The following is a 13,196-nucleotide window of genomic DNA, read 5'->3' as shown; positions in this document are numbered from 1 at the left end:
CGGCCATTCGCACAATGACAAAAACCCGCACGCACTGAACCTTCCCGCGGGCGCGATGGCCCGCGCCGCAAGGGGTTACGCGCTCTGCCGGACAATGTCGGCATGAGCTTGCTTGCCGAAGACACGGTCGCCGCCGACCTGGGACTGCAATGGAAACCCGGGTACCTGGCGCTGGGCCCCGCGTTTCTCACCGAACTACGCCCCACGCCGCTGCCCGATCCCTACTGGGTGGGCCACAGCGAGGCCGTCGCGCGCGAATTGGGCCTTCCGGCCGGCTGGCGCGAGTCGGACAGCACGCTGGCCGCCCTGACCGGCAACCTGCCCGTTGCGGGAACCCGGCCCTTTGCCACCGTGTACAGCGGGCACCAGTTCGGCGTCTGGGCGGGCCAGCTCGGCGACGGTCGCGCCATCATGCTCGGCGAAACGGCGGGCGGGCTCGAGGTGCAGCTCAAGGGCGCGGGCCGCACACCCTACTCGCGCGGCGGCGACGGCCGTGCGGTGCTGCGTTCGAGCATCCGCGAATTTCTCTGCAGCGAAGCCATGCACGGGCTCGGCATACCGACCACCCGCGCGCTCTGCGTCACCGGCTCCGATGCGCGCGTGTACCGCGAAGTACCGGAAAGCGCAGCCGTGGTGACCCGCGTGGCGCCCAGCTTCGTGCGCTTCGGCCATTTCGAGCACTTTGCGGCCAACCAGCGGGAGGCCGAACTGCGCGCGCTGGCCGATTACGTGATCGACCGCTACTACCCGGCCTGCCGCACCACCGAGCGCTTCGGCGGCAACGCCTATGCGGCCTTCCTGGAAGCCGTGAGCGAGCGCACCGCCGCCCTGCTCGCCCGGTGGCAGGCGGTGGGCTTCTGCCATGGCGTGATGAACACCGACAACATGAGCATCCTCGGGCTCACCATCGACTACGGGCCGTTCCAGTTCCTGGACGGGTTCGATCCGCGCCACATCTGCAATCACAGCGACACCAGCGGGCGCTATGCCTTCAACCAGCAGCCCAACGTGGCCTACTGGAACCTGTTCTGCCTGGCGCAGGCGCTGCTGCCGCTGATCGGCGACCAGGAGGTCGCGGTGGCGGCGCTGGAGTCTTACAAGACGGTGTTCCCGGGCGAGTTCGAGGGCCGCATGCGCGCCAAGCTCGGCCTGGCGGCACCGGCCGAGGGCGATCGTGCGCTCATCGAAGGCGTGCTCAAGCTCCTGGCCGCCGAAAAGGTCGACTACACGATCTTCTGGCGCCGCCTTTCGCAGCACATGGCAGGCGGCAGCGCCGAACCGGTGCGCGACCTGTTCCTCGACCGCGCCGGCTTCGACGCCTGGATGCTATTATTTTCGGAGCGGCACGCAAAGGCTCCGCGCTCCGAGGCCGCGGACCTGATGCTCCGGTCGAATCCGAAATACGTGTTGAGGAACCACCTGGGCCAGCAAGCCATCGAAGCGGCTGGCCAGAAGGACTTCTCGGGCGTGGCAACCTTGCTGACCCTGCTCCAAACCCCATCTGAAGAACATCCCGGCGCCGATGCCTATGCCGGGTTCCCGCCCGACTGGGCCTCCACGATCGAAATCAGCTGCTCATCATGACCACTCCCGTACAGAAAACCGACGCCGAATGGAAAGCCCTGCTCGCTGAAAAAGGCGCAGAGCCCGCGGCCTTCGAAGTCACACGCCATGCGGCCACCGAGCGACCCTTCACCGGCAAGTACGAGGCGCACTGGGAAGACGGCACCTACCATTGCATCTGCTGCGGCGCCAAGCTGTTCGAGGCCTCGACCAAGTTCGACGCCGGCTGCGGCTGGCCGAGCTTCTCGGAAGAAGCCGTGCCCGGCGCCATCCGGAACATCGTCGACCGCTCGCACGGCATGGTGCGCACCGAAAACGTCTGCGCGAACTGCGGCGCCCACCTGGGCCACGTGTTCCCCGACGGCCCCACCGAGACCGGCCTGCGCTATTGCATGAACTCCGCTTCGCTGGACTTCCAGAAGAAATAACCAACCCGCCCTCTCCAGCGCATGAAACTGATCCTCGACTTCTTCCCGATCCTGCTGTTCTTCGGCGCCTACAAGCTGGGCGACATCTACACCGCCACCGGCGTGCTCATGGCCGCCACCGCGGTGCAGATGGGCATCATCTACGCCATGGAGCGCAAGCTGCAGCCCATGCAGAAAGCCACGCTGGTGCTGATCCTCTTGTTCGGCACGCTCACGCTGGTGCTGCACGACGACCGCTTCATCAAGTGGAAGCCCACGGTGCTCTACGGCGCCATGGCCATTGCCCTCGCGGTGGCGCTCTGGGCGCTGAAGAAGAACTTCCTGAAGATGCTGCTGGGCTCGCAGCTGCAGCTGCCCGACCGCGTGTGGGGCCGCCTGAACGTGGCGTGGATCGGCTACTGCCTCTTCATGGCCATCGTCAACGGCTACGTGGCGGCGTACTTCACCACCGAGGCCTGGGTCAATTTCAAGCTCTGGGGCTATGTGTTTCCCATCGTGTTCCTGGTGGCGCAGGGGCTCTACATCTCGCCGCACCTCAAGGGCGACGACAAGCCGGCCGCATGAGCGTCGCAGCGAACCACCCCTTGCCCACCGCGCGCGACCTCGAAGCGGCGCTGCGCGAGGCGCTCCGGCCCAGCGTGCTGGAAGTGATCGACGAGAGCAGCGCCCATGCCGGCCATGCGGGCGCCAACGCCGAAGGCCGCGGCACGCACTTCCGGGTTCGCGTGGCTTCCCCACTGTTCGAAGGGAAGCCCCGCGTGGCGCGCCATCGCCTTGTGTATGATGCCCTCCAAGTTTTTATCGCGCAGGGTCTGCACGCCATCGCCATCGAGGTGCTCTGAATCGTACGATCAGTTGCATGCCGCCATCCGCCCGCCTTCGTGGCCGGGCCGCGGCGGCCCCCTCCCCATCTTCTTTTCCTTCGCTTTCTTCCACGCGCCTCTTCCATACGCGCATTTCCCTCCAGCCTGATATCCATTCCATGAAAAAACAAATCTTGCAGGCCGTTGCGGCCGCGGCGCTGCTCGGTGCGATTCCCGTGGCGGCCATGGCGCAGAACGCGGCCATCGTCAACGGCAAGCCCGTGCCCAAGGCGCGCATGGACGTGCTGGCGCAACAGCTGGCGGCGGCCGGCCGGCCGGTGACGCCGGAAATGCAGGGCCAGCTGCGCGACGAGATCGTCGCGCGCGAAGTCTTCATGCAGGAAGCGCAGAAGCAAGGCCTGGACGCGACCGACGACTACAAGAACCAGCTCGAGCTCGCCCGCCAGGCCATCCTGATCCGCGCGCTGTTCGAGAATTACCGCAAGACCAATGCGGTGTCGGACGCCGACGTGAAGGCCGAGTACGACAAGTTCGTGGCGGCCAATGGCGGCAAGGAATACAAGGCCCGCCACATCCTGGTCGAGACCGAAGACCAGGCCAAGAAGATCATGGCCGACCTGAAGAAGGGCGCCAAGTTCGAGGACATCGCCAAGAAGCAGAGCAAGGACCCGGGATCGGGCGCCAACGGCGGCGACCTCGACTGGGCCAACCCCGCGAGCTTCGTGCCCGAGTTCTCCGAAGCGATGATCAAGCTCAAGAAGGGCGAAACCACCCCTGCGCCCATCAAGACGCAGTTCGGCTACCACATCATCCGCGTCGACGACATCCGCCAGGCCCAGCTTCCCAAGATGGAAGAAGTCAAGCCGCAGATCACGCAGCAGCTGCAGCAGCAGCGCCTGCAGAAGTACCAGGAAGAACTGCGCGCCAAGGCAAAGGTCGAGTAAGGCTCGGCCCTCCTGCCCCAACGAAAAAAAGCGGCCCGCGGGCCGCTTTTTTCGTTCCGGGTTCTTTCTCTCAGCCCACCCAGCGTCGCGCATTGCGCCAGATGCGCATCCAGGGGCTCGGTTCGCTCCTGTCGCCGCCGGTCCAGCTCATCTGGATGTTGCGGAACACGCGCTCGGGGTGCGGCATCACCGCGGTGAAGCGGCCGTCCGGCGTGGTCACCGAGGTCAGGCCGCCGGCGCTGCCGTTCGGGTTGAACGGGTATTGCTCGGTAGCGTTGCCGTGGTTGTCCACGAAGCGCATGGCGGCAATGGCCTTGGCGGCATCGCCGCGGTGCTTGAAGTTGGCATAGCCCTCGCCGTGCGCCACCGCGATCGGCAGGCGCGTGCCCGCCATGCCCGCAAAGAAGAGGCTCGGCGATTCGAGCACCTCGACCATCGACAGGCGCGCCTCGAAGCGTTCGCTCTGGTTGGTGGTGAAGCGCGGCCAGGCCTCGGCGCCCGGAATGATGTCGGCCAGCTCGGCGAACATCTGGCAGCCGTTGCACACGCCCAGGCCGAAGGTGTCTTCACGACCGAAGAAGGCCTTGAACTGCTCGGCGAGCTTCGGGTTGAAGGTGATGCTGCGCGCCCAGCCGATGCCGGCGCCCAGCGTGTCGCCGTAGCTGAAGCCGCCGCAGGCGACGACGCCCTTGAAGTGGGCGAGGTCCGCCCGGCCCGACTGCAGGTCGGTCATGTGGACGTCGTGGGCCTCGAAGCCGGCCTCGGTGAAGGCGTAGGCCATCTCGACATGCGAGTTGACGCCCTGCTCGCGCAGGATCGCGACCTTGGGGCGCGATTGGAGGATGGCGGGGGCGTTGATGCCGCGGCCCTCACCCCTGCCCTCTCCCGGAGGGAGAGGGAGGAAGATGTGCATGCCGGGGTCGCCCGGCTCGCCGGCCGCGGCGTGCTCGGCATCGGCGCAGGCCGGGTTGTCGCGTTCGCGGGCAATCTTCCAGCTGACCGAGTCCCACACCTGGTGCAGGTCGTGCAGCGTGGCGCTGAACACCGACCTGGCATCGCGCCAGACCTCGAGCTTGCCCTTGCCGGCGTCCATGGTGGAGCTTGCAGGACGCGTCTTGCCGACGAAGTGGCTGTGCGCGCTGAGGCCGTGGGCGCGCAGCACCTGCATCACCTCGTTGCGCTCGGCGGTGCGCACCTGCAGCACCATGCCGAGTTCTTCGTTGAACAGCGCCTTGAGCGTGAGCTCCTCGCGCCGGGCGCTGACCTGCTGCGCCCAGTTCTTCGCGTCGCCGGTTTCCATGCGGCTGTCGGAGATGCCGTCGCCTTCGGTCACCAGCATGTCGACGTTCAGGGCCACGCCCACATGGCCCGCAAAGGCCATTTCGCAGGCGGTGGCGAACAGGCCGCCGTCGCTGCGGTCATGCATGGCGAGGATCTTGCCGTCCGCGCGCAATGCATTGACGGCGTTGACCAGCGCCACGAGCTGCGCTGGGTCGTCGAGGTCGGGCACCCTGTCGCCGCTCTGGTTCAGCGTCTGCGCCAGGATGCTGCCCGCCATGCGGTGCTGGCCGCGGCCCAGGTCGACGAGCACGAGCGTGGTGTCGGCCTCTTGCGCATCGAGCTGCGGCGTGAGCGTGCCGCGCACGTCGGCCAGCGTCGCGAAGGCGGTGACGATCAGGCTCACGGGCGACGTGACCTTCCTGGCTTCGCCGTTGTCCTTCCACTGGGTGCGCATCGACAGCGAATCCTTGCCGACCGGAATCGACACGCCCAGCGCCGGGCACAGTTCCAGGCCCACGGCCTTGACGGTTTCATAGAGCGCGGCGTCTTCGCCCGGTTCGCCGCAGGCGGCCATCCAGTTGGCCGACAGCTTGACGCGCGAAAGCTCGATCGGTGCGGCCAGCAGGTTGGTGATGGCCTCGGCCACCGCCATGCGGCCCGAAGCCGGGGCGTCGAGCGCGGCCAGCGGCGTGCGCTCGCCCATGCTCATCGCCTCGCCGGCAAAGCCCTTGAAGTCGGCCAGCGTGACGGCGCAATCGGCCACGGGCACCTGCCATGGGCCGACCATCTGGTCGCGATGGCTCAGGCCGCCCACGGTGCGGTCCCCGATGGTGATCAGGAAGCGCTTGGAGGCCACGGTCGGGTGCGAGAGCACGTCGATGGCGGCCTTCTGCAGGTCGACGCCCGTGAGGTCGAGCGGCTTGAAGCTGCGCGCCACGGTCTTCACGTCGCGGTGCATCTTGGGCGGCTTGCCGAGCAGCACGTCCATGGGCATGTCCACAGGCTGCACTGCGGCGCCTTCATCGGCCACCAGCAACTGGCGCTCTTCGGTCGCCACGCCCACCACCGAGAACGGGCAGCGCTCGCGCTCGCAGAAGGCCTTGAACTGTTCGAGCGATTCCGGCGCGATGGCCAGCACGTAGCGCTCCTGGCTTTCGTTGCACCAGATTTCCTTTGGCGCCATGCCCGACTCTTCGAGCGGCACCGCGCGCAGGTCGAAGCGCGCGCCGCGGCCGGCGTCGTTGGTCAGCTCCGGGAAGGCATTGCTCAGGCCGCCCGCGCCCACGTCGTGGATCGCGAGGATCGGGTTGGCCGCGCCCTGCTGCCAGCAGTGGTTGATGACCTCCTGCGCGCGCCGCTCGATCTCGGGGTTGCCGCGCTGCACCGAGTCGAAGTCGAGCTCGGCCGCGTTGGCGCCGGTCGCCATCGAGCTCGCGGCGCTGCCGCCCATGCCGATGCGCATGCCGGGGCCGCCGAGCTGGATGAGCAGCGAGCCGGCCGGGAACTGGATTTTCTTGGTCTGCGTGGCGTCGATGCTGCCGAGGCCGCCCGCGATCATGATGGGCTTGTGATAGCCGCGCTGCACGGTGTCGATGTCGCTCGCGACCGTCTGCTCGTACTCGCGGAAGTAGCCGAGCAGGTTGGGCCGGCCGAATTCGTTGTTGAACGCGGCGCCGCCCAGCGGGCCCTCGGTCATGATCTGCAGCGGGCTCGCAATGTGCTCGGGCTTGCCGTAGTGGCCCTCTTCCGGCCAGAGCCTGGACACCGTGAAGCCGGTCAGGCCGGCCTTGGGCCTGGAGCCGCGGCCGGTGGCGCCTTCGTCGCGGATCTCGCCGCCCGCGCCGGTGGAGGCGCCGGGAAACGGCGAGATGGCGGTCGGGTGGTTGTGCGTTTCCACCTTCATGAGCACATGGCTCAGGGCGCTATCTTTTTGATAGCTTTGCGCATCCGTCCGGGCGACAAAGCGCTCGATGGTCGTGCCCTCCATCACCGAGGCGTTGTCCGCATAGGCGATGACCGTGTGCTGCGGGTTCTGCTTTTCCGTGTGGCGGATCATCGAGAACAGGCTCTGCGGCTGCGCCACGCCGTCAATGGTGAACTGGGCGTTGAAGATCTTGTGGCGACAGTGCTCGCTGTTGGCCTGCGCGAACATCATCAGCTCGACGTCGCTGGGATTGCGGCCCAGGCGGGTGAAGGCGTCGACGAGGTAGTCGATCTCGTCTTCGGCCAGCGCCAGGCCGAAACCGGAGTTGGCCGCCACCAGCGCATCCCGGCCGCCGCCCTGCACGTCGACCAGCGCCATGGGTTGTGCCGGCAGTTCGCTGAACAGGCTCGCGGCCTGGTCCACGGTGGCGAGCACCGATTCGGTCATGCGGTCGTGCAGCGGGCCGGCCACGGCGGCCAGCACGTCACCTTCGAGCACCGGTGCCTTGCCGATCAGGGGCGACTTGAGCTTCAGGTGGTATTGCGTGACGCGCTCGACGCGGCGCAGCGCCAGTCCGCAGTTGTGGGCGATGTCGGTGGCTTTGGAGGCCCAGGGCGACACCGTGCCCAGGCGGGGGGTGACGACCACGGAAGTGCCGGCCTTGGCCAGGGCCTCGAAGGGCTCGCCGTAGGTCAGGAGTGCGGCGAAGCGGTCGTGATCGGCGGCGCCCAAGGCGGCGTCGGTGACCACCAGGTGCACGAAGCGGGCGGCAACGCCTTCGATGCGCGGCTCGATGGCCTGCAGCCTGGGCAACAGCTGCCGCGCGCGGAAATCGCTGAGTGCGCTGCCGCCCTCGAACATGGTTACGACGGGAAGGGCTTGGGATGCGGGCTGCGTCACGGTCGAGGGGGCCCTGGGGGGCCGCGTTGGGAATCAAAGAATCGAGGCGGATGGCCGCTGACTGGGGTCATCCGCGTTAACCCGGAATTTTAGCGTGCTGAATGGGATAATTCCGGGATGAGCATTACCTACAAAGACGCCGCAGGCATCGAAGCCATGCGGGTCGCCTGCCGCCTGGCTTCCGAGGTGCTGGACTACCTCACGCCGTTCATCAAGCCCGGCATCACCACCAACGATGTCGACCGGCTGGCCGCCGAATACATGGTCAAGCAGGGCACGACCTCGGCCACGGTGGGCTACATGGGCGCGAGCAGCGTGCCTTTCCCGAAGTCGCTGTGCACCTCGGTGAACCACGTGGTGTGCCACGGCATACCGAACGACAAGCCCTTGAAGAAGGGCGACATCATGAACGTCGACGTGACCGTCATCAAGGACGGCTGGTTCGGCGACAACAGCCGCATGTACGTCATCGGCGACGCTTCCATTGCCGCCAAGCGGCTGTGCCACATCACCTTCGAAGCCATGTGGCACGGCATCCTGCAGGTGCGCCCGGGCGCGCACCTGGGCGACGTGGGCTACGCGATCCAGAAGTTCGCCGAGGGCCAGGGCTTTTCGGTGGTGCGCGAGTTTTGCGGCCACGGCGTGGGCCAGCGCTTCCATGAGGAGCCGCAGGTGCTGCACTACGGCCGGCCGGGCACGCTGGAAGAGCTCAAGCCCGGCATGATCTTCACCATCGAGCCGATGATCAATGCCGGCAAGCGCGAGGTGAAGGAAGACTTCAGGGGCGGCCAGTACGACGGCTGGACCATCGTGACCCGCGACCATTCGCTGTCGGCGCAATGGGAGCACACGGTGCTGGTCACCGAAACGGGCTACGAGGTGCTCACGCTGTCCGAAGGCAGCCCGCCCCTGCCCTCGTTCGTCACTTCCACGAAAACGTGAGCCGCGCGCGCGGCGCACGGCCCCGGACAACGCCGTGATCGAACCAGCCAAGATCGACGTCGCCACGCTGCGCGAAGCCTATCGCGCGAAGAAGCTGGCGCTGTTCGACACCCTGCGCTTTGCGCGCGCGCCCACCCGCAGCGTCCACACCGTGCTGCGCCAGCTGTCGGCGCTGGCCGACCAGACGTTGTGCGCGCTCTGGCAGGAAGCCGACTTCGGCGACGCGCTCTCGCTGGCAGCAGTTGGAGGCTATGGCCGCGGCGAGCTGTTTCCGTACTCCGACGTCGACGTGCTGCTGCTGCTGCCGCCCGAGGGCCACGCCAGCGAAATCGATCCGGCGCGCATCGAGGCGTTCATCGGCCATTGCTGGGATGCAGGGCTTGAGATCGGCTCCAGCGTGCGCACGGTCGAAGAGTGCCTGGCCGAGGCCGAGAAGGACGTCACGGTCCAGACCTCGCTGCTCGAATCGCGCCTGGTCGCCGGCGACAAGAAGCTGTTCGTGGCGTTCCGCAGGCGCTTTGCGAGGGCGATCGATCCGCAGGCATTCTTCGTCGCCAAGTCGCAGGAGATGCGGCACCGCCACCAGAAGTACGACAGCACGCCCTACGCCCTGGAGCCCAACTGCAAGGAATCTCCCGGCGGCCTGCGCGACCTGCAGACCATCCTGTGGATGACCAAGGCCGCGGGTTTCGGCAACCGCTGGGACGACCTGGCCAAGAACGGCCTGGCCACCTCCTTCGAGGCGCAGCAGATCAAGCGCAACGAAGCCCTGCTCTCGCTGATCCGGGCGCGCCTGCATGTGATTGCCAAGCGCCGCGAAGACCGCCTGGTGTTCGACCTGCAGACGGCCGTGGCCGCGAGCTTCGGCTACGAAAGCGAATCGCAGCGCAAGTCGAGCGAGGCGCTGATGCGGCGCTACTACTGGGCCGCCAAGGCGGTGTCGCAGCTCAACCAGATCCTGCTGCTCAACATCGCGGAGCGGCTGCAGCCGGTGGACGAGCAGCACACGCCGATCAACGAGCGCTTCTACGAGCGCTCCGGCCTGATCGAGATCGCGAGCGACGATCTCTACGAGCGCGAGCCGCACGCGATTCTCGAGACCTTTCTGCTCTACCAGAAGACCATCGGCGTCCAGGGCCTCTCGGCCCGGACGCTGCGCGCGCTCTACAACGCGCGCCACGTGATGGACAGCAAGTTCCGCAACGACCCGGTCAACCACGAGACCTTCATGCGCATCATGCTGCAGCCCTACGGCATCACGCATGCGTTCCGGCTCATGAACCAGACCTCGGTGCTGGGGCGCTACCTGCGGGTGTTCCGCAGCATCGTCGGGCAGATGCAGCATGACCTGTTCCACGTCTACACGGTGGACCAGCACATCCTGATGGTGCTGCGCAACGTGCGGCGCTTCTTCATCGCCGAGCACGCGCACGAATACCCGTTCTGCTCGCAGCTCGCGGCCGGCTGGGACAAGCCGTGGATCCTGTATGTGGCCGCGCTCTTCCACGACATTGCCAAGGGCCGCGGCGGCGACCACTCGACGCTGGGCGCGCGCGACGTGCAGCGCTTCTGCAAGCAGCATGGCATTGCGCGCGAAGATGCCAAGCTGATCGAGTTCCTGGTGGCCGAGCACCTGGTGATGAGCCAGGTGGCGCAGAAGCAGGACCTGAGCGACCCGGAGGTGATCGGCGCCTTCGCCAGGCGCGTGGGCAACGAGCGCTACCTCACGGCGCTCTACCTGCTCACGGTGGCCGACATCCGCGGCACGTCGCCGCGCGTGTGGAATGCCTGGAAGGGCAAGCTGCTCGAAGACCTGTACCGCTACACCCTGCGCGCGCTCGGCGGGCGCATGCCCGACCCGGACGCCGAGGTCGAATCGCGCAAGCGCGAAGCGCTGGTGCAACTGGCGCTGCATGCCCAGCGTTTCGAGGCCCACAAGGCGCTCTGGGACACGCTCGACGTGGGCTACTTCATGCGCCACGATGCCACCGAGATCGCGTGGCACGCCAAGCAGCTTTCGCGATTCGTGCCGCCGCCCAACGTGCCGGTCGATCCCAAGGCGCCGCCGGTGGTGCGGGCGCACCTGTCACCCGTGGGCGAAGGCCTCCAGGTGGTGGTCTACACGCCCGACCAGCCCGACCTGTTCGCGCGCATCTGCGGGTACTTCGACCAGTCGTCCTTCAGCATCCTGGACGCGAAGGTGCACACCGCGAGCAACGGCTATGCGCTCGACACCTTCCAGGTGGTGACCACGTTCCAGCCTGACCACTACCGCGACCTCATCAGCATGGTCGAGTCGGGCCTCGCGCAGACACTGACCGAAGCCGGCCCCTTGCCAGCGCCGAGCGTCGGACGCGTGTCGCGCCGCGTGCGCAGCTTCCCGATCAAGCCGCGCATCAGCCTCTTGCCCGACGACAAGGCGCAGCGCTGGCTGCTCAACATCTCGGCGAGCGACCGCGCGGGACTCCTGTATTCGGTGGCGCGCGTGCTTGCGCGGCACCACCTGAACCTGCAACTGGCCAAGGTGACCACGCTCGGCGAGCGCGTGGAAGACACCTTCCTGATCAGCGGGCCCGAACTCCAGGGCCAGAAGACGCAGCTGGCCATCGAGACCGACCTGATGGAAGCGCTGGCCTCGTAGGGCGCTTGCCGCTTGTTTCATCCGCAGGTGCATCCTGCGGCATGATGTTGCCGACGTGATCCAAACCGAAGGGCAGCATCCGACATGAGCCAGAAAACCAATCCCCTCGCAGGCCAGCCCGCCCCGCTGGCGCTGCTCGTCAATGTTCCGCGCCTCGTGTCCGCCTACTACTCGGGCCGGCCGGATGCATCGGTCGCGGCGCAGCGCGTGGCCTTCGGCACGTCGGGGCATCGCGGCTCCTCGTTCGACAACGCATTCAACGAATGGCATGTGCTGGCGATGAGCCAGGCCATCGCCGACTACCGGCGGCAAAAAGGCATCGATGGGCCGCTGTTCCTCGGCATCGACACGCATGCGCTTTCCACGCCGGCCTTCAACAGCGCGGTGGAAGTGCTCGCGGCCAACGGCGTCGAGCTGATGCTGTCGAAGGACGACGAGTACACGCCCACGCCGGCCGTCTCGCACGCGATCCTGGTCTACAACCGCGGGCGCACCACAGGCCTGGCCGACGGCATCGTCATCACGCCTTCGCACAACCCGCCCGAAAGCGGCGGCTTCAAGTACAACCCGCCCAACGGCGGACCCGCGGGCACCGACATCACTTCCGCCGTCGAGGCAGCCGGCAACGCCTTTCTTGCCAGCGGATTGCAGGGCGTGAAGCGCCTGCCGCTCGCGCAGGCACTGCGTGCCTCGACCACGCACCGGCACGACTACCTGAACACCTATGTCGAAGACCTGGGTCAGGTGCTCGACATGGCGGCGATCCGCGGCGTGCCGGTCGACCTGGGCGTGGATCCGCTCGGCGGTGCGGGCGTGCACTACTGGCCGGCCATCGCCGAGCGCTACAAGCTCGATCGGCTCAGCGTGCTGAGCCAGGAGGTCGACCCGACCTTCCGCTTCATGTCGCTCGACTGGGACGGCCGCATCCGCATGGACCCTTCGTCGCCCGATGCGATGCACAAGCTGATCGCGCTGAAAGACCGTTTCGGCATCGCCTTCGCCTGCGACACCGACCACGACCGCCACGGCGTGGTCGCGCGCAGCACGGGCCTGATGCAGCCGAACAGCTATCTCGCCGTGATGATCGACTACCTCTACACGCACCGCCCCGATTGGCCGGCGCATGCGGCCGTGGGCAAGACGGTGGTGAGCAGCCAGATGATCGACCGCGTCACGGCCCGGCTCGGCCGCAGGCTCCACGAGGTGCCTGTGGGCTTCAAGTGGTTCGTCGACGGGCTGGTGGACGGATCGCTGGGCTTCGGCGGCGAGGAAAGCGCGGGCGCAACCTTCCTGCGCTTCGACGGCTCGGCGTGGACCACCGACAAGGATGGCATCGTCCCCGCCCTGCTCTCGGCCGAGATTGCCGCGCGCACCGGGCGCGACCCGGGCGAGCGCTATGCGGGTCTGACCGAGGCGCTGGGCCAGCCGGTGTCCGACCGTGTCGACGCGGCCGCCACGGTGGAACAGAAAAAGAAGCTGTCGAACCTGTCGCCCAAGCAGGTCAGCTCGACCGAACTGGCGGGCGACAAGATCGAGGCGGTGCTGAGCCATGCGCCGGGCAATGGCGCGGCCATCGGCGGCGTCAAGGTGGTCACGCAGAACGGCTGGTTCGCGGCGCGGCCCTCTGGCACTGAGAACATCTACAAGATCTACGGCGAGAGCTTCAAGGGTGCGGAGCACCTGGGGCGCATTCTCGAAGAGGCCCAGCAGCTGGTGGACAAGGCGCTGTCGGCCGGCTGATGCAGGGAC

At 67.1% G+C, this 13,196-nt stretch carries 9 protein-coding genes; 8 read left to right on the top strand and 1 reads right to left on the bottom strand.

Features of this window, described 5'->3' with window-relative positions:
• Positions 1–102 precede the first annotated feature (102 nt).
• From ABID97_RS15700 to ABID97_RS15680, 5 genes are all read left to right on the top strand, one after another.
• Positions 103–1,584, top strand: coding sequence for a protein adenylyltransferase SelO (locus tag ABID97_RS15700; RefSeq protein ID WP_354399373.1), 1,482 nt, complete (start codon positions 103–105; stop codon positions 1,582–1,584).
• Positions 1,581–1,991, top strand: a complete 411-nt coding sequence (gene msrB, locus ABID97_RS15695) for a peptide-methionine (R)-S-oxide reductase MsrB (RefSeq protein ID WP_307700903.1) — start codon at positions 1,581–1,583, stop codon at positions 1,989–1,991. Before ABID97_RS15700 ends, msrB begins: the two co-directional genes overlap by 4 nt.
• Positions 1,992–2,012: 21 nt before the next feature.
• On the top strand, positions 2,013–2,555 hold the full coding sequence (locus ABID97_RS15690; protein ID WP_354399372.1) for a septation protein A: 543 nt from the start codon (positions 2,013–2,015) through the stop codon (positions 2,553–2,555).
• Positions 2,552–2,833 carry a BolA family protein gene (locus ABID97_RS15685; protein WP_354399371.1) on the top strand — a complete coding sequence of 94 codons (282 nt, stop codon included), beginning with the start codon at positions 2,552–2,554 and terminating at the stop codon, positions 2,831–2,833. The genes ABID97_RS15690 and ABID97_RS15685 overlap by 4 nt, the downstream gene beginning before the upstream one ends.
• Before the next feature lie 140 nt (positions 2,834–2,973).
• On the top strand, positions 2,974–3,759 hold the full coding sequence (locus tag ABID97_RS15680) for a peptidylprolyl isomerase (RefSeq protein WP_354399370.1): 786 nt from the start codon (positions 2,974–2,976) through the stop codon (positions 3,757–3,759).
• 70 nt (positions 3,760–3,829) lie between these two features.
• On the opposite strand, the gene purL is transcribed toward ABID97_RS15680, so the two are convergent.
• Positions 3,830–7,825 carry a phosphoribosylformylglycinamidine synthase gene (gene purL / locus ABID97_RS15675; RefSeq protein WP_354401772.1) on the bottom strand — a complete coding sequence of 1,332 codons (3,996 nt, stop codon included), beginning with the start codon at positions 7,823–7,825 and terminating at the stop codon, positions 3,830–3,832.
• A 156-nt stretch (positions 7,826–7,981) separates the two neighbouring features.
• Between purL and map the strand changes: the two genes are divergently transcribed.
• The 3 genes from map (at position 7,982) to pgm (ending at position 13,187) form a co-directional block, all read left to right on the top strand.
• Positions 7,982–8,806 carry a type I methionyl aminopeptidase gene (map, locus tag ABID97_RS15670; protein WP_354399369.1) on the top strand — a complete coding sequence of 275 codons (825 nt, stop codon included), beginning with the start codon at positions 7,982–7,984 and terminating at the stop codon, positions 8,804–8,806.
• Positions 8,807–8,840: 34 nt separating this feature from the next.
• Positions 8,841–11,447 carry a [protein-PII] uridylyltransferase gene (locus tag ABID97_RS15665; RefSeq protein WP_354399368.1) on the top strand — a complete coding sequence of 869 codons (2,607 nt, stop codon included), beginning with the start codon at positions 8,841–8,843 and terminating at the stop codon, positions 11,445–11,447.
• A gap of 84 nt (positions 11,448–11,531) precedes the next feature.
• Positions 11,532–13,187 (top strand): phosphoglucomutase (alpha-D-glucose-1,6-bisphosphate-dependent), encoded by a 1,656-nt coding sequence (gene pgm / locus ABID97_RS15660; protein WP_354399367.1) that lies wholly within the window; start codon positions 11,532–11,534, stop codon positions 13,185–13,187.
• Positions 13,188–13,196: the final 9 nt, after the last annotated feature.

It is taken from the genome of Variovorax sp. OAS795, from assembly GCF_040546685.1.
Classification (GTDB): Bacteria; Pseudomonadota; Gammaproteobacteria; order Burkholderiales; family Burkholderiaceae_C; genus Variovorax.
The sequence above is the reverse complement of the archived record's forward strand: the minus strand, read 5'-3'. Positions and strand labels throughout refer to the sequence as shown.

Coding starts and splice junctions, on each gene's coding strand:
- ABID97_RS15700 (WP_354399373.1), top strand. CDS start 103: ATGAGCTTGCTTGCCGAAGACACGGTCGCCGCCGACCTGGGACTGCAA.
- msrB (WP_307700903.1), top strand. CDS start 1,581: ATGACCACTCCCGTACAGAAAACCGACGCCGAATGGAAAGCCCTGCTC.
- ABID97_RS15690 (WP_354399372.1), top strand. CDS start 2,013: ATGAAACTGATCCTCGACTTCTTCCCGATCCTGCTGTTCTTCGGCGCC.
- ABID97_RS15685 (WP_354399371.1), top strand. CDS start 2,552: ATGAGCGTCGCAGCGAACCACCCCTTGCCCACCGCGCGCGACCTCGAA.
- ABID97_RS15680 (WP_354399370.1), top strand. CDS start 2,974: ATGAAAAAACAAATCTTGCAGGCCGTTGCGGCCGCGGCGCTGCTCGGT.
- purL (WP_354401772.1), bottom strand. CDS start 7,825: ATGTTCGAGGGCGGCAGCGCACTCAGCGATTTCCGCGCGCGGCAGCTG.
- map (WP_354399369.1), top strand. CDS start 7,982: ATGAGCATTACCTACAAAGACGCCGCAGGCATCGAAGCCATGCGGGTC.
- pgm (WP_354399367.1), top strand. CDS start 11,532: ATGAGCCAGAAAACCAATCCCCTCGCAGGCCAGCCCGCCCCGCTGGCG.